The sequence below is a fragment of the Ruoffia sp. FAM 26254 genome, from assembly GCF_045528545.1.
GTDB lineage: Bacteria > Bacillota > Bacilli > Lactobacillales > Aerococcaceae > Ruoffia > Ruoffia halotolerans.
Window position 1 is genome coordinate 1 of record NZ_JBGQQY010000008.1, and the last position, 16,153, is coordinate 16,153.

Genomic DNA, 16,153 nt, shown 5'->3' on the forward strand with positions numbered 1-16,153 from the left:
TGGATCGCTTTTTAGTTTCAAATTTCGATCTTTACAATCAGAAATTTTTAACCCGAAGCCACCGCGGTTTCCAGCAAGCTGAAGCAGAGCTATGGGAAATGTTTGGAACACTAGCAGAGAGCTGATTTTTTTACAGAAGGAATTCTTTATTTACACAAACTTCTTGACGCTCCCAAAATACAAATAAAAACTTGCATAATATAGAAGTTATAAAGTAAAATAAATTATATAATTAACAAGGAGGATATACATGAATATTTTTGTATTTGAAACATCCCTAGAAGCATCACAATACGCTTACGATTTAGTGGCAAAAGCTTTAGAATCTGGCGCAAACACATTTGGTCTAGCTACAGGGTCGACGCCTGAGGAATTATACTCAATTATCCGTGACTCTGATTTAGACTTTACTGACGCTAAAGCAGTAAACTTAGATGAATATTACGGTTTACCGGCTGATAACGATCAAAGCTATGCTTACTTCATGAAAAAACATTTATTTGATGCAAAACCATTTGCACAAACGCATATTCCTAATGGAACAGCAACAGATGTTGAGAAAGAAATTGAAGATTACAACACAATTTTAAGCGAGAACCCAGTTGATTTACAAATTTTAGGTATCGGTTCAAACGGACACATTGGTTTCAACGAGCCTGGTAGTCCCTTCGATTCAAAAACGCGTTTAGTTGATTTAACTGATGAAACAATCCAAGCAAACAAACGTAACTTCGAATCCGAAGCAGATGTTCCTAAAAAAGCTTTCTCAATGGGGATTGGTTCTATCTTAGAATCCAAACAAATTATATTGATGGCTTTCGGAGAAAACAAAGCAAAAGCAATTAAAGAGACTGTCCATGGTGAAGTTACTCCTGATGTTCCAGCAAGTGTCTTAAAAAACCACTCAAATACTGTCATCTTGTTAGATAAAGCTGCAGCAAGCCAGTTAGATCCAAGTGACTACGAAGTTATTGGCTAATTTTTTCTTATAAAGATGATGAACAAAAACCTACATAACCGAATAAATCGTTCAGATTCTCTCTATTATCCTTTTCGTATTCATTCAGATACCGTTGCAGCGGGTAACTCAGTGAATTACCCAGGCTTTGCAACTTATACTTTTCTATATGTTACGCAAGGAGCAGGAGAATTAACAACAAAATATGAGACCTTCAGTTTTGAAGGTCCTTTTTGCATACTTATCCCTAAACTCATCCCCTTTAACCTATCATCTAACGAACATTTCCCATTAGATCTACACATAATTGAATACACAGTGAACCAACGGGAGCAGGATGAGAGAAATCTTGACCAATTTAAGATAGTCAATATAGATAATAATAGTCTAAAACATGTTGTAACACTCTTGTTAAATGAAATTAATTCCCCTTCGAGACATTTTAATGCTATAATGGAACATATTTTCAATTTAGTTATGATTTATGACAATATTAACACGACTCAAACGTATGATGGCCCTGAACACTTCCATATCAGCGAAAATGTTCGCCAAGCCCAGTATTTTATCGAACATAATTTTCACAAAAAAATCTCTGTCAAGGATGTTGCAGCGCAAACACAATTAAGTTCAGATTATTTTATTACTGTTTTTCATGATGAATTGGGCTTGACGCCCCATCAATATATCATTCGCTGTCGGATGAATCATTCACACTTTTTGTTAGAAAATACGCACAAATCAATACAAGACATCGCAAAAGAATGTGGTTATAAATCATCAAACCATTTTTCTACAAAATTCAAGGAATTTTTTGGGTATTCCCCACGAAATTTAAAAACAAAATAATACTTTTACAAAATATATATATTTTATTTTATTTGTTGAAGTTAGCATGTTAATATTGTTTGTGAGTCAAGACTTGAGTATGTTTTCGTAGTCATTAGCAAGATGCTGATAAAAAAATCGTAAGAATTTAGTAAAAAACATTTATATTATTCATTATGTGTAATATAATGTATTTATAAAAATGATTACTCAATTTTTGAAAAAAGGAGGTTAGGTTTATGTATATATCAAATATTAATTCGTCTTCAATTAAATTACAGTCAATCGAAACTGAAAGTATTCCAACAACAGGTAAATCTATTACTGTTTTTTCAGAAAACAATTTAACATTATTATACATCGTTAAAGGTGCGGCAGATTTCAATGTAAATGATCGAGAAGGTCAAGTTAAGAAACGCGACATGATTTTACTTAATCCTGAAACAACATTGGAATTAACAACAATCCGTAAAGTTGAGTGGATTAAAATCACTTTGACTGGCATTTTATTTACTTCAAGCCTTGATATTGATTCAAAAAGCCAGATGTTCGTAACTGAAGATACATCACAATCAATTAAACGTTACTTAGATCTTGCTATCTTAGAACATACACATCGTTTCCGTGGAACAGAATTAATTCTTAAGAAATTACTTGAATGTATTATGGTGCACGTACTTAAGAATAGTGAGTTATCAATTAAAGATGCAAGTGTTCAAGTGAAGAATGATGAAATCGAACGTATTCAACAATACATTCGTAAAAATTATTCACAAAAAATCTCATTGGATGATTTATCAAATCACGTTGGAATCAACAAGTACTATTTAATTCGTCTATTTAAGCAAAAAACGGGTCTATCACCCATTGATTACTTAATTCATGTGCGTTTAGCCGAAGCTGAGAAGTTACTCGCTACTTCAAACATTACCATTTCTAAGATTTCTGATATGGTTGGTTTTCACTCACCATCTCATTTCTCAAAGACCTTTAAAGAGTCAAATCACTGTACACCCTCTGCTTTCCGTAAGAAGCACAGTACTGATTAAAACAAAATACAAATTTTAAAAGCATTCTGTCTAACAAAATAGATAGAATGCTTATTTTTTAAAATTAAATTTGACTTTTTCTTCCTGCGTGATATGATTGAGTTTGGAAAATTTAATAAGATTTGTTAGGTGAGGCTCCTATACATACATAGGCTATTGCCCAAAAACGTCCAGAGACGCCAATGGGTATAACAGGAATTGTCGAAATAAGGCTTTTCATAATGTAGCTAACACGAATTGTTTACGATGTATAGTGCTGAAACTCCACAAAGAATCCGTATAAATTTTTTTGTGCGTTTTTTTGTGTCCTCGCTTGCATAAGTGAGGGCTTTTTCTATTTCTTATGAATTTCCAACGATTAATTAAAAAAAGGAGGGAAAACAAATGGACTCGTCCAGGATACAGAGATTTCAAATAAATATCGTCGATGCATCAGGTCGTGCCTATTTGTTGACTGTCATAATCTCCTGATGTCTCACACTTTTGAAGTCTCATTAATATTAATTAAGGAGGCAGTAACAATGAAAGACAATAAATTATTAAATTACTTTGACTTAGCAAGTCTAAGCATTCAAGATTTAATGAAACAATTAGGTATAAAACAAGAGGGCTTTACATATCAAGAAGCCGCAGATATTCAAAGTATTGATGGAAAGAACGAAATTAATTATGGTGCAGATAAACCATTATGGAAAGTGTTTATTGATGCGTTCTCTTCTCCCTTTACACTCGTACTTATTGTACTGGCATGCATTTCATTTTTAACTGAGTATATTCTAGTCAATCCAGGCGAGAAAGATGCGACCAGTGCGGTCATTATCATTTTGCTTGTTTTACTTAGTGGCATGATGTCATTTATTCAATCTGTTCGGTCAAACCGTGCGGCTCAAGCTTTAAATCAATTAGTTGAAGTTACTTCAACGGTGAAACGCGAAGGAACGTTTAGAGAAATCCCAACAGAAAATATTGTCTTAGGTGACATTGTACACCTTTCAGCCGGGGATATGATTCCGTCAGATATTCGTTTAATCCAGACGAAAGACTTATTCATCTCTCAAACATCCCTGACTGGAGAAAGTTACCCGGTTGAAAAATTCGCGAACACGATTATTACAGAATCCGAATCTGAAACGAACTACGACACGTTAGCATATATGGGAAGCGAAGTTGTGAGCGGAACTGCTGAAGGTATTGTTGTACGAACTGCAAACAATACTCTATTCGGACAAATTGCTCAAGATCTCAATCAAGAACCGGTAAAAACTAGCTTTGATAAAGGAATCGAAAGCACATCTCAATTACTTATTCGCTTCATGATGGTCCTTGCTCCAACTGTCATTCTGATTAATGGCTTAACAAAAGATGATTGGTTACAAGCTTTACTTTTTGGAATTTCAGTTGCGGTTGGCCTCACCCCAGAAATGTTACCCATGATTGTCACTTCTAACTTAGTCAAAGGTGCAAGTACTATGGCAAAAAAAGGGACAGTCATTCGAAACCTAAACTCAATTCAGAATTTTGGAGCCATAGATGTTCTTTGTACTGATAAAACAGGAACACTTACTCAAGATAAAATCGTCCTACAATATCATCTCGATATTGACGGCAATGAGAATAAACGCGTTCTCCATCATGCATTTTTAAACAGTTATTACCAAACAGGTTTAAAAAACCTCATGGATGTTGCCGTTATTGAAGCAACCGAAAAAGAATTCGAGATTGAAACTTTTAACTATAAAAAAATCGATGAAATTCCCTTTGACTTTAATCGTCGACGCATGAGCGTAGTTGTCGAAGATTTAACTGGGAAAACGCAAATGATTACCAAAGGCGCTATAGAAGAAATGCTTTCAATTAGTCAATACGTTGAAATCAATGGTGAAGTCCAACCACTCACGGAAGAAGCAAAAGTAAATGTACTGAACACAGTGGATGATTTGAATTCTAATGGTTTACGTGTTCTTGGACTTTCACAAAAAACAAATCCTGCAGGAATTGGCGAACTGTCAGTTAAAGATGAGTCTGACATGGTTCTCATTGGGTTCCTAGCCTTTTTAGATCCTCCTAAAGAATCGACGAAGGAAGCTCTGAATGCTTTAAGAGATCATAATGTTAACGTGAAAATATTGACCGGTGACAATGCTTTAGTTACTCAAGCGATTTGTTCACAAGTTGGAATTAATGCGGAACATTACTTAACTGGTGACATCGTGAGTCAAATGAGCGAAAATCAATTAGCCGAAGCTGTCGAAACTTACAATGTCTTCGTAAAACTCAATCCAACACAAAAAGCAAAAATCGTTCGCTTATTACGAAAAAATGATCATGTTGTTGGTTTTTTAGGTGATGGAATCAATGACTCACCTGCTATGAGAGCAGCTGACGTCGGTATTTCTGTAGATAATGCCGTTGATATCGCCAAAGATTCTGCAGATGTTATTCTGTTAGAAAAAGATTTAATGATCCTTGAAAAAGGGATTATTCTAGGCCGAAAAGTGTTTGGAAATATAATGAAGTATATTAATGCGACAACGAGTTCTAACTTCGGAAATATGTTCTCAGTACTGATTGCAAGTATTTTTCTACCATTCTTACCTATGCTACCCATGCAACTCTTATTCTTAAACTTACTATATGACATCTCTTGTATGTCAATGCCTTGGGATAATGTAGATGAAGAATATTTAAAAGCACCAAAAAAATGGGAATCTTCTAGTATTCAACGATTCATGATTTGGTTTGGACCAACAAGTTCAATTTTTGATATTCTGAGTTTTGCTGTTTTATTCCTAATTATCTTACCGCAGTTTTTAGGTGGTAACTATTCTAGCCTAAATTCAGAAACACAAGAATTATTCATTGCTTTATTCCATTCGGGTTGGTTTGTTGTCTCTTTATGGACACAAACTCTAGTATTATATACATTACGCACTAAAAAGTTACCGTTCATTGAAAGTCGTCCATCAACGGTTATGACCTTTTTCACGTTGTTAGGAATTGTCATTGGGACGATTGTGCCATATACACAATTAGGAACTGCCTTAGACTTAACGGCGCTTCCAGATACTTTTTGGCTTCTGCTCTTAGGTATTGTTATTGCTTACTTAATTCTAGTCACTATCGTAAAGTACTACTATGTCAAACGATACGGTGAGCTATTATAATAATTTTTAACGAGTTCTTCGGGACTCGTTTTTATTTACAAAAAAACCTAAAGTATCGGCTTTACCTTACTTTAGGGAGTGTCTGTTATATTATGAAATACGTTTATTCATTTCTTTTGTATTTTTTTTACGATATTCAGACGGCGTACAATCATTCACTTCTTTAAATGATTTTGAGAAATAGGATGGCGAATGAAAACCGACATAATCCGCAATCTTAGAAACCGTATAATTTGATTCTGCTAATAGTTTTTCCGCTTCAGCTAAACGAACTTGAATGAGATAATCAATCGGCGACAAACCTGTCCGTTGCTTAAACACACGAATAAAGTAATACTTCTTCATGCAAATATGACTCGCTAGTTGGTCTAGCGTCAAACGCTTTGAATAATTCTCTCGAATAAAACGTTGAACTAATTGAATTTCATCGTCCTCAACTTGCACATTATCATCTTTAATCGTCAAATCTTTACTTCTTAATATATGTGCTACCACACATTCAATGAGTTTTTTAGTTATTAAAGCAGTCCCTTCAAACTCATTAGCATCTTCAACAAGCGCTAAATCTAGATAAGCTTTCATTTGGCGTGAGTCATCGTGAATGATATATAGCTGTTTAGTTGAGTCGATGTCGATGCTCGAAATAAATAAGATTCCTGATAAAGTAAATTTTATCCACTCCATCTTACGAAGTGGTTTGATTGTCAGTTTCATCCCAGGATTTAATATGATTAAATTTTCTTTTTTAAATTGCCCATTGCTTAACTTGGTTTCGTAATTTCCTCCACCTTTAATGATATAAAGCAATGTCACCTGATCTTCTGAATAAATAGTTATCGGTTGTTTTGTAGTCATTTCATCTTTATTTATTGCATGTAATTTGATTGATGATGAATTGATATTTGAAATGTACATAACTATCCCCACCCTTTTCTTTAAATATAAAAAAGTGATTTTAGTTTTTAGCACTTACTGATTGACATGTCTCTTCCTAAGTCAGAATCCCATAATGAAGCAAAATCTATCCTCTATTAGTATTTTATTAGCTAGGGTTGGAGCATATCTCACTCAATAAATGTCTCATCCTAATCACTACTGAATAGCGTATCATATTCTTGCAAAAATTTCCCCTTATAATGAACAAAATGTTGTCTAATTAGTGTTGGGGATAGTTAAATCTTACTATGTAATACGATTACATCCAAGGTAATGAAACCATCAAGCTTTGTCAGTAATGTTTGGTGTTCATCATCACTTAATTGCCAAGTCAATGGCGTCATAACGACTAAATCTTCCAACTGACTGTCCGTTAACTTTTGCGTCACCTTAATTTCTTTCATCTTGGCTTCTGGATAATGCGTTTTGAAGACCTCGATAACATCTTCATTAGAGTATGGGTGGATATTTCCAATTTCCATATCTATGAGAGCTTGTCTTATCTCTTGTAAATAACCTGAGTTAGGAATAATTTTGATGAGTTCCCCTTCCGGCTTTAAAATACGCTCAAATTCCGAGTAATTTGACGGTGAAAATATTGAAAAGACGATATCTATTTGATGATTAGCTACAGGTAACTCTGCCAAATCCGCAATCATCGATAACATATGCCCATTATAATCTGTGGCTGCTTGAATCGCACTTTTTGCTAAATCAATCCCTATCAAACTGTACTCATTCTCTTTAACTTGGCGACTCATCTGCCACAAGTGACTGCCTTCTCCACTTCCTGCATCAATGATTGAAATATCTTTTCCATGATGTTCACTCAGATACTCTCCAATGTATTCATGCAGAGGTCGATACATCTTTGTATTTAAAATAATTTCACGTCTTGAGTGAAACAAGGACGCATCATATTTTGTATTCGATGCTTTCTTTGCCATGAAAAAATAGCCTTGTTTCGCCATATCAAAACGGTGATCATTCTTGCACACCAAACTATGCGAGTCTAACTTTAAGGCTTCTTGGCAATGGATACAGCTTAAATTGACAGCTTGATGAGTGTTAAGCCAATGTACTGTTCGGTCTTTCTTATTTAATTCATTTAACTGCGTCATCACGACTTTGCCTCCCATTTTTTCTACTTTTTAGATGATTTGTCTTAAAACAAAAAAGTACTGAAGAAATGACTTCTTCAGTACTAAGTTTAATTGCTTACTCCATACCACGAATGTCGCGAATCACGTCTGCGATTTGATCTACGTAACGGTCAACACGCTCAGGTGTTGAAGCTTCCGCCATCACACGTAAGATTGGCTCCGTACCACTTGGACGTACTAAGATACGACCGTCGCCATCCATTTCTGCTTCAACTTTAGCGATGATTTCTTTCACTTCTGGCTCATCCATGACAGTGTGTTTGTCGTGAACACGAATATTCACTAATTTTTGTGGGAAGATGGTCACTTCACCCGCTAATTCTGATAATTTTTTACCAGTTTCACGCATAACAGCCATTAATTGAACGGCTGTTAATAACCCGTCACCCGTTGTATTGTAGTCTAACATCACAATGTGGCCTGATTGCTCTCCACCTAAAGTGTGGTTACCTTCTAGCATTGCTTCGACAACATATCGATCTCCAACTTTAGTTTTTAAAGCTGTCATGTTATTTTCTTCAACAGCTTTATGGAATCCAATGTTACTCATAACTGTTGATACAATTGTATCATTAGCTAAGCGTCCTTGAGATTGTAAATGTTTACCTAAGATAAACATAATCTTATCACCATCAACAATGGCACCTGTCTCATCAACTGCGATTAAACGGTCTCCGTCGCCATCTAAAGCAACTCCAAGGTCTGCACTTTTTTCTTTAACCATTTCTTGTAAAGCCTCAGGGTGAGTTGATCCGACTCCATTATTGATATTAATTCCGTCGGGACGGTCTCCCATTGTATAGAAATCAGTCTCTAAATCTGCGAATAATTGGTTTACTAATGGGGCTGTTGCACCATTGGCAGCATCCACACACACTTTCAAATCATTTAAATTCGCTGAGATGGTTGATTGTAAATATTGAATATATTTGATAGAACCTTCTGGGAAATCATCTGTCACTCCTAAGCCGTCTGCACTTGGGCGAGGTAGCTCATCAGCATCACTATCTAGTAATGCTTCGATTTCTGCTTCTTGATCATCAGATAGTTTAAATCCGTTACTTCCGAAGAATTTAATTCCATTGTCTTGTGCTGGATTGTGAGAAGCACTGATCATGACTCCGGCAGCTGCTCCTTGAGTTTTTGTTAAATAAGCCACTGCTGGTGTTGAGATGACACCTAAGCGCATAACTTCGATTCCGACAGATAATAATCCTGCTGTTAAAGCGTACTCTAATAATTCTCCAGAGATACGTGTATCGCGCGCAACTAGCACGCGTGGATGTTCAACGTCAGAGTGTTGAAGTAACACATACCCTCCATAACGACCTAATTTAAAAGCTAATTCAGGTGTTAATTCACTATTTGCTACACCTCTGACACCATCTGTTCCAAAATATTTACCCATTATTGATTAATCTCCTAACTTTTCCTATTAGTTATTTCCAGATTCGTCCTCGACATCTTGCGATTCTACAACGGCTGACTCATTACTTTCAGTCGTGTTTCCTTCATCTCCATTCTCAGATTCGGGTCCGTTACTTTCTTCATTTTCTTCATTTTCTTCATTTTCTTCATTTTCTTCATTTTCTTCGCTTGTCTCATTGGTTTCTTCAGAGCTTTGCTCCTCGTTCTCACTTGAAGCGATTGGTGTGATGCGTACTTCGATTTGGACATCGCCACCATTTATCACAGTCATACCTTCAGGCACTTGTAATTCACCCATGATGGTTGTTGATTCTGTTAAACCACTGACATCAGCAACTACGCCAACTGTGTCAACATTCGGTTGACTCCCTTGAATTACCAAGCTCTGAGGCGTAGTAATCGTATATTCATACGTATACATCGCTTGGTCTTCCCCAAAAGGGATGATATGCATACCTACTTCACTTTGAGGTTGTACTACTTCAACTTTTGCTTCGATTTCCGAGACATTTGAATTCACATCTAGTACTTCACCATTGGCATTCACGATTTGTAAAACATATGATCCACTGAAGCTTCTATTGGCTGGTTGTGGATTGGTAATCGTAATATAAACTCGGTCAATTTGTTGAATCGTTTCGACGTCACCAGTTAATTGTATTTCTTGAGGATTTAATGACACACTTTCCACATTAAAGCCGTCCTGAATGGCGTTCGGATCTATTTCATATTCAATTTCAGCCGTAATTTCTTCCAACTGTGATATTTTAACATATCTTCTCGATGGTGTAACTTGGTAATCGACAGTATCCGGTAAATCAGAAACGATAAACTGGATCTGTTGCGTTCCAGACGGGATATCTGTTAAATCTTCCGTTTGGACAGTAATTTCTTTTTCTAATACTTGGTTAATGACATTACGTGGTCCAGTTAATCGTACTTGAACTGATTCTGGTAAGCCACTAATGAACGTATTTTCTGGTATCTCTCCAACGGTCACCGGGACATTATCAATTGTTTCGGTTACGTTAATACTAGCAAACTGTTGGTTTGCTGCACTTTGAAAGACGAAAGCATTGTTCTCTGATGCGACAAAAATGTACAAGAAAATGGCAATAATCAGAGAAAAGAGTCTCACGGCCCATTTATTCTCAAATAGTCCTCTATTCATTATTTATCACCTCTTTGTAAACTGTCATTAAGAAAGTCACGAATGACTTGCAATATATCTTTCGAATCCTCTTCATCTACAAACAAGTATTCTTCAAGTATGTTTCTAAATTCATTTCGGTCAAGTGCGCGGTTCATCTTATCACCTTTTACTACACTAATATCTCCAGTTTCTTCTGATACGATGACTGTTACTGCATCAGAAACTTCACTTAAACCAATGGCAGCACGATGCCTCGTTCCTAACTCTTTTGGTATTAACGTACTGTCTGATAGTGGAAGATAACATGAAGCGGCTGCGATTTGATAATCTCTAATAATCACTGCTCCGTCATGTAAAGGTGTATTGGGGATGAATATGTTAATTAACAATTGATTTGTTATTTCTGCGTCAAGTGGTATCCCGGTTGAAATATAATCCCCCAAGCCATCTTGACCTTCAATTGAAATCAAGGCACCAATTTTCCTTTTAGACATATATTGGACTGATTTCTCGATATCATTTATTAACTTCTCACTTGGATTATTCTTACTCTTACGGTTCTTAAACAAGTCACGACCTAATATTTCAAGTGCGCGTCTCAGTTCCGGTTGGAATAGAATAATCATCGCAACAACACCCCAAGATAGTACCTGCCCTAATAGCCAATCCACTGTCTGAAGTCCTGCAAGTGAACTCGCACTTTTGGCAATAAGGAAGATTCCTACCCCTTTTAAAAGGTTCATCATCTGAGTTCCACGAGCATACATTAATAAGCGATAAATTAAATACCAGACTAATAAAATATCAAGTATTCGAATTATTGGCTGATTCGCCATAAACTGATCCATAAAATCTAACACCTTGTCACCTTCTTTCTAATCACTCTCTGATATTATAGCATATCAAACTTTCATACTTAATATTTTGAAGCAGAAAATTTAAAATGATTTTCTGAGATGGGGAAGTTGTGGTGTTTGGATTGGATTGGTGGGGGTAGTTGGGTTATCGGGACTCGTCATGCGGTGACATGGGAAATTAGACGGCTAACGGGGCACGTCTTACAATGACCCGTCCCGTTAGCCAATTTACCAGTATTAAAATTACTTTGTTTTAGAATTTTTAAACGGAAACTCAACATTCCCGAACACATATTCAAAAGAACTATTTTTATTTGCATAGGTTACGTACCTTCCGCTATACATTTCCCCTAAATACTTACTAAGTGTGCGTGCGATATACTTTTTACTCACTTGGTCATCAAGAAACACTTCACATTCACTCACAGTGAGCGGTTCTTTGTAACGAATCATTCCATATTCACATAAAGTACGAACGACCGATTTCTTTTTGGCTTCATGATGGCCACATTGCTTACAGATAACTTTATACATTGTTTGCGTTATATCAAAACTGTGACATCTAGCACATTTTATACCTCGTTTCATTTGGTTGATATCTTTCATCGATTTAGGTATAGGTGGGTAAGGCTTTTCAATTTAAAATTCATTCAGAATTCGTTCTTTTAAAGCGATTGGCGAGATATTAGCTAACGGTAAATTTTGTTGATCACGGGCAATTCCTTTAATCCATCCATATTGACTTGAAACTGATCCATTTCTTTTTGAGTTAAACCTTCTTGGTAATAGCACTCTTCTTGTTGCTTAAGTTATAAATTTTTCTGTAACATCATTTTCTCCCTTTCTATAATTAGTTCCATATATAGATAGAAGAAAATAACTGTTTTCATTTTTTTATTTTAGAATAATTAAAAAACCTACGAGCATTTGTTGCTAGTAGGTTAATCTTCTGGATGTGGTGGGTCGCCGTATTTTCGAAAATACTGACGCTTCAATGTAAAGTGTTCCGGAACGTGATCAATGCCACCTTCTGCAAATGGGTGACAGCGACAAATTCGAGCCACGCCCATCGTCGTCCCCTTCACCGCGCCATGCTTTTCAACGGCTTCAATCATATAACTGGAACAAGTTGGGTAATAACGGCAACTTGATGGAAGTCCGGGTGAGATAAATTTTTGGTAAAATCTCACAGGTTTAATAATAATATTTTTAATGTTCTTCACCTTCTATTAACTAAAATAATCAAAAACAACTTGGATAAAATTCGATGTGAAATACGTATAAATAAAAACCGATACAGGTCGATAGGCAATGACCATCCCAATAAACTGTTTAAACCGCATATTGGACACCCCAGCAATCATACAAAAGATATCATCTGGGAAGATTGGCGCGAGAAAGCCAATCCGAAGTAGGCGTTTAAAACGATGGCCATGATTCATAATTCCCATATACTTTATATAATCATCGTCTGAAATAAAAGCCCGTATTACTGCGTGACCGAAACGCGCGCCAATCACAAAGTTAATCGACGAACCAATAATCATTCCCATAGTATTGAACAGAAATCCCCACAGATGCCCAAAAAGTAAATCCCCAATAACATTGGTCAGTCCTAAAGGAATAATCGGGTAAACTATTTGACTAATTTGAACTAAAATAAAGATAATCGGCGCCATAAAGCCTAATCTCCTCAATAAATCAGAAAAGCCGCCGTCTGGTTGGAAATATTCGGATTGGCTAATGTAGATTGAACCGACAATTGTAATAATAACACCAATGACTGTCGTGAAGCGAATGATGCGCCGCTTCGTTTCAATAGTTAGTTTCATACACGTACTCCTAAAATATTTTGGGGGTGAGTTGATTCTTTCATCTACTTAAAATGCATTGTATACTCTATAATATATTGTAACGCAATCAAATCTTTAAGTGGAGGGATTTTTTGGAAAAATTAAAACAACTTGTAAAAGGAATGAATAAACATGACATTAGTAACATGATTATTACAGATACATACAGTATTCGCTATTTAATCGGTTATTATACACAACCAGGTGAACGGTTATTAGCTTTCATCGCTACCGCAGCTGGTAAACATTATTTAGTGCTAAATAACTTATTCCCACGTGCTGATGAAAATGATGATTATTCAGTCATTTATTATCAAGATGGCGAAGCGATTATGGAACAAATTGCTGAAATCTTAACGGATGGTGTAACGAGTATCGATAAAGTATGGCCAAGTCACTTCTTACTTGAATTAATGGGTATCAAGAAAGACTTACAACCAACCAATGCTTCTTATATCTTAGACGATATCCGAGCAATTAAATCAGATGGAGAAATTGATATCATGCGTGAAGCTTCTCTGTTAAATGATCAAGTCATGGAAAAATTAATCGACTCTTTAACTACTGGTAAAACAGAAGCTGAATACGCTGAAGAATTAGCTCGGTACTATAAAGAATCCGGTCATTCGGGATTTTCATTTGAGCCTATTGTTGGTTACGGACCAAACGGTGCCGATCCTCATCACACAACCGACGATTCATTACCAAACGTTGGAGACCCAGTCGTTCTTGATATTGGCGGGATGTATAAAGGTTATGCTTCAGATATGACTCGAACAGTATTCTATGGTGAACCAAGTGAAGAAGCTATGGAAGTATATGATATTGTTCGCCAAGCAAATCTAGCGGGAATAGCTGCGGTTAAACCTGGTGTTCCGTTAAGTAGTATAGATTTAGCAGCACGTAAAGTGATTAACGATGCTGGTTACGGTGAATACTTTACACACCGTTTAGGACATTTCATCGGTCAAGAAGCGCATGAAGCTGGTGATGTATCACAATACAATGATGAATTAACTAAGGTAGGACAGGTATTCTCAATTGAACCTGGTGTTTATTTACCAGGTAAATTCGGTGTTCGAATTGAAGATTTAGTCGTTGTTACTGAAGATGGTTGTGAAGTTTTAAACCACGTGACAAAAGAACCTCTTATCGTCGAAGTTAATTAATCACAAAAAACTAGGATGGTCTGGAATGACCGCCCTAGTTTTTTATTATAAAGTATCTACAATTGAAGTATCTAAGTATCCAGCATCTTCTAATTGCTTAGACAGTTGAAGTAGTAAGTACTCTCCACCTTTTCGTGTTGAAAATTGAGCACCTAACGGTAACCCATTATCTAGTTTATGCACTGGTAAACTAATTGCAGGTTGACCGGTTAGATTCATTTGCTGAGTAAACGGTGTCCATGCTAAACTTTCTGCAAACATTTCCCAAACTAGATGTTGTTGCTGCTGAACATCAAACTGTTCAATATTCCTTAAGTCATTCAACAGTTTATCCCCCTTAGCAAAAGCTGTATGTAGAGGTGCTGGTCCGTTTGTTGCTGGCATTAACAGTAAATCATATTCCTTGAAGAAGGCTTCAGATACAGCGGTTATGTCATCCCAATAAGATAAAACTTCAGAATACTCTACTCCGCTAATATTTAAACCTAACTGATAAATTGCCCAACTCATTAATTCCATGTCATCTTGTGTCATTGGTCTGTTTAATACCTGTTCAAACCTTTTAAGCATCGAAGCAGTCTCAACACCATTTACATTATAGTACGTTTGCATTGCTTTAACACCATCGATTTCAGGCTCTGCTTCAACTAATGTATGTCCTAATGATTCTAATATACGAATTGTTTCTTGCATTAAACTTTGTGCTTCCTTTGTCATTGGTTCTCCGATTGGTGTATTCATTGAATATGCAATACGAAGTGGTTGCTCTAAATCTACTAGTAACTCATGTGGTATTCGCGGTAATATAAAAGGGGCTTCAAACTGTTCGGACTGCATCCATTTTAGTAATGTCCATGTATCTCGAACTGATTTAGTCAATGCAAAATTCACGGACGCCCCTTGCCAGCTTCGGTAATCGCTTGGTCCAACCGGTATGCGTCCACGACTTGTTTTTAAACCGATTAAACCACTAAAAGATGCAGGAATTCGAATAGAGCCTCCTCCATCACTCGCCGTGACGATGGGAACAATTCCTGCTTTCAATGCTGCCGCCCCTCCACCACTAGATCCTCCAGGGTTTCGTTTTAAATCTAAAGGTGAATTTACATGACCTGTCCACTCAGAATCACTGACATTCTTAAAACCAAATTCTGGAACATTCGTCCTACCTACAACAATAAAGCCAGCAGATTCAATACTCTTGGTAAAATTGTCTGTTTGTGTCGCTTCAAATTGTTCCATTAAACGGGCTCCGCTTGTTGATTTTTGTCCTGTTTGATTTTGTCCTAAATCTTTTAATAGGATGGGGACACCGAAGAATGGGGGTAAATCTCCATAGATTCCGGTGTCTAACTGTTCAAAGTAGTGATCAAATCGATTAGCTATACTCCGTGCAAATTCATATTGCTTGTGTACAACGGCATTCAATGTATCGTTCCACTCTTCAATATTTTGAATGGCTTTTTCCACTAATTCTGTCGCCGTTGTTTCACCACTTTTTATTAATTTTGCATAGTAAGTTGCATCTTCTTTAAATAACATCTCATATCTCCTTAAGTATATATAAAAACACCACTTCCCTCTTTCAATAGAAG

Annotated in this window: 14 protein-coding genes, 1 pseudogene and 1 riboswitch; of the genes and pseudogenes, 6 read left to right on the top strand and 9 right to left on the bottom strand. The window is 36.3% G+C overall.

Going from position 1 to position 16,153, the window contains the following annotated elements:
- From ACEN3Z_RS03350 to mgtA, 5 genes and pseudogenes are all read left to right on the top strand, one after another.
- Positions 1-125, top strand: a pseudogene (locus ACEN3Z_RS03350) (IS256 family transposase); the annotation flags it as partial.
- Between the two features lie 125 nt (positions 126-250).
- Positions 251-979, top strand: coding sequence for a glucosamine-6-phosphate deaminase (locus ACEN3Z_RS03355; protein ID WP_407089616.1), 729 nt, complete (start codon positions 251-253; stop codon positions 977-979).
- 15 nt (positions 980-994) lie between these two features.
- Positions 995-1,807, top strand: a complete 813-nt coding sequence (locus tag ACEN3Z_RS03360; RefSeq protein WP_407089617.1) for a helix-turn-helix transcriptional regulator — start codon at positions 995-997, stop codon at positions 1,805-1,807.
- Between the two features lie 218 nt (positions 1,808-2,025).
- Positions 2,026-2,835: a helix-turn-helix domain-containing protein gene (locus ACEN3Z_RS03365; protein WP_407089619.1), complete on the top strand. Its 810-nt coding sequence runs from the start codon at positions 2,026-2,028 to the stop codon at positions 2,833-2,835.
- 114 nt (positions 2,836-2,949) lie between these two features.
- Positions 2,950-3,116, top strand: a riboswitch (M-box (ykoK) riboswitch).
- Positions 3,117-3,356: 240 nt separating this feature from the next.
- On the top strand, positions 3,357-5,999 hold the full coding sequence (mgtA, locus tag ACEN3Z_RS03370) for a magnesium-translocating P-type ATPase (RefSeq protein ID WP_407089620.1): 2,643 nt from the start codon (positions 3,357-3,359) through the stop codon (positions 5,997-5,999).
- A gap of 90 nt (positions 6,000-6,089) precedes the next feature.
- Here the strand turns inward: mgtA and ACEN3Z_RS03375 are convergent, their stop codons facing one another.
- The 8 genes from ACEN3Z_RS03375 to ACEN3Z_RS03410 form a co-directional block, all read right to left on the bottom strand.
- Entirely contained in the window at positions 6,090-6,914 is an 825-nt protein-coding gene (locus ACEN3Z_RS03375) for a helix-turn-helix domain-containing protein (protein ID WP_407089621.1), read from the bottom strand.
- Between the two features lie 257 nt (positions 6,915-7,171).
- A complete protein-coding gene (locus tag ACEN3Z_RS03380; protein ID WP_407089622.1) occupies positions 7,172-8,056 on the bottom strand; it encodes a methyltransferase domain-containing protein in 885 nt (294 codons plus the stop codon).
- A 97-nt stretch (positions 8,057-8,153) separates the two neighbouring features.
- Positions 8,154-9,506 carry a phosphoglucosamine mutase gene (glmM, locus tag ACEN3Z_RS03385; protein ID WP_407089623.1) on the bottom strand — a complete coding sequence of 451 codons (1,353 nt, stop codon included), beginning with the start codon at positions 9,504-9,506 and terminating at the stop codon, positions 8,154-8,156.
- Positions 9,507-9,533: 27 nt separating this feature from the next.
- Complete coding sequence (locus ACEN3Z_RS03390) at positions 9,534-10,697, bottom strand: YbbR-like domain-containing protein (protein WP_407089624.1); 1,164 nt, start codon at positions 10,695-10,697, stop codon at positions 9,534-9,536.
- Positions 10,697-11,527, bottom strand: a complete 831-nt coding sequence (gene cdaA / locus ACEN3Z_RS03395) for a diadenylate cyclase CdaA (protein WP_338490249.1) — start codon at positions 11,525-11,527, stop codon at positions 10,697-10,699. The genes ACEN3Z_RS03390 and cdaA overlap by 1 nt, the downstream gene beginning before the upstream one ends.
- 252 nt (positions 11,528-11,779) lie before the next feature.
- Positions 11,780-12,142 (bottom strand): hypothetical protein, encoded by a 363-nt coding sequence (locus ACEN3Z_RS03400; RefSeq protein WP_407089625.1) that lies wholly within the window; start codon positions 12,140-12,142, stop codon positions 11,780-11,782.
- 335 nt (positions 12,143-12,477) lie between these two features.
- On the bottom strand, positions 12,478-12,750 hold the full coding sequence (gene yidD, locus ACEN3Z_RS03405) for a membrane protein insertion efficiency factor YidD (RefSeq protein WP_138404757.1): 273 nt from the start codon (positions 12,748-12,750) through the stop codon (positions 12,478-12,480).
- A gap of 15 nt (positions 12,751-12,765) precedes the next feature.
- Entirely contained in the window at positions 12,766-13,368 is a 603-nt protein-coding gene (locus ACEN3Z_RS03410) for a TVP38/TMEM64 family protein (RefSeq protein ID WP_407089626.1), read from the bottom strand.
- 113 nt (positions 13,369-13,481) lie between these two features.
- Here ACEN3Z_RS03410 and ACEN3Z_RS03415 point away from each other — a divergent pair, with 113 nt between their 5' ends.
- The gene (locus ACEN3Z_RS03415; protein ID WP_407089627.1) at positions 13,482-14,558 is read left to right on the top strand and encodes a M24 family metallopeptidase; all 1,077 of its coding nucleotides are present in this window, start codon (positions 13,482-13,484) and stop codon (positions 14,556-14,558) included.
- A gap of 45 nt (positions 14,559-14,603) precedes the next feature.
- On the opposite strand, the gene ACEN3Z_RS03420 is transcribed toward ACEN3Z_RS03415, so the two are convergent.
- Positions 14,604-16,100 carry an amidase gene (locus tag ACEN3Z_RS03420; RefSeq protein WP_407089628.1) on the bottom strand — a complete coding sequence of 499 codons (1,497 nt, stop codon included), beginning with the start codon at positions 16,098-16,100 and terminating at the stop codon, positions 14,604-14,606.
- Between the last annotated feature and the right edge of the window lie 53 nt (positions 16,101-16,153).

Bases quoted from the DNA above. Each gene is read 5' to 3' on its own strand.
- ACEN3Z_RS03355 (WP_407089616.1), top strand. From the start codon at position 251: ATGAATATTTTTGTATTTGAAACATCCCTAGAAGCATCACAATACGCT.
- ACEN3Z_RS03360 (WP_407089617.1), top strand. From the start codon at position 995: ATGATGAACAAAAACCTACATAACCGAATAAATCGTTCAGATTCTCTC.
- ACEN3Z_RS03365 (WP_407089619.1), top strand. From the start codon at position 2,026: ATGTATATATCAAATATTAATTCGTCTTCAATTAAATTACAGTCAATC.
- mgtA (WP_407089620.1), top strand. From the start codon at position 3,357: ATGAAAGACAATAAATTATTAAATTACTTTGACTTAGCAAGTCTAAGC.
- ACEN3Z_RS03375 (WP_407089621.1), bottom strand. From the start codon at position 6,914: ATGTACATTTCAAATATCAATTCATCATCAATCAAATTACATGCAATA.
- ACEN3Z_RS03380 (WP_407089622.1), bottom strand. From the start codon at position 8,056: ATGACGCAGTTAAATGAATTAAATAAGAAAGACCGAACAGTACATTGG.
- glmM (WP_407089623.1), bottom strand. From the start codon at position 9,506: ATGGGTAAATATTTTGGAACAGATGGTGTCAGAGGTGTAGCAAATAGT.
- ACEN3Z_RS03390 (WP_407089624.1), bottom strand. From the start codon at position 10,697: ATGAATAGAGGACTATTTGAGAATAAATGGGCCGTGAGACTCTTTTCT.
- cdaA (WP_338490249.1), bottom strand. From the start codon at position 11,527: ATGGATCAGTTTATGGCGAATCAGCCAATAATTCGAATACTTGATATT.
- ACEN3Z_RS03400 (WP_407089625.1), bottom strand. From the start codon at position 12,142: ATGAAAGATATCAACCAAATGAAACGAGGTATAAAATGTGCTAGATGT.
- ACEN3Z_RS03410 (WP_407089626.1), bottom strand. From the start codon at position 13,368: ATGAAACTAACTATTGAAACGAAGCGGCGCATCATTCGCTTCACGACA.
- ACEN3Z_RS03420 (WP_407089628.1), bottom strand. From the start codon at position 16,100: ATGTTATTTAAAGAAGATGCAACTTACTATGCAAAATTAATAAAAAGT.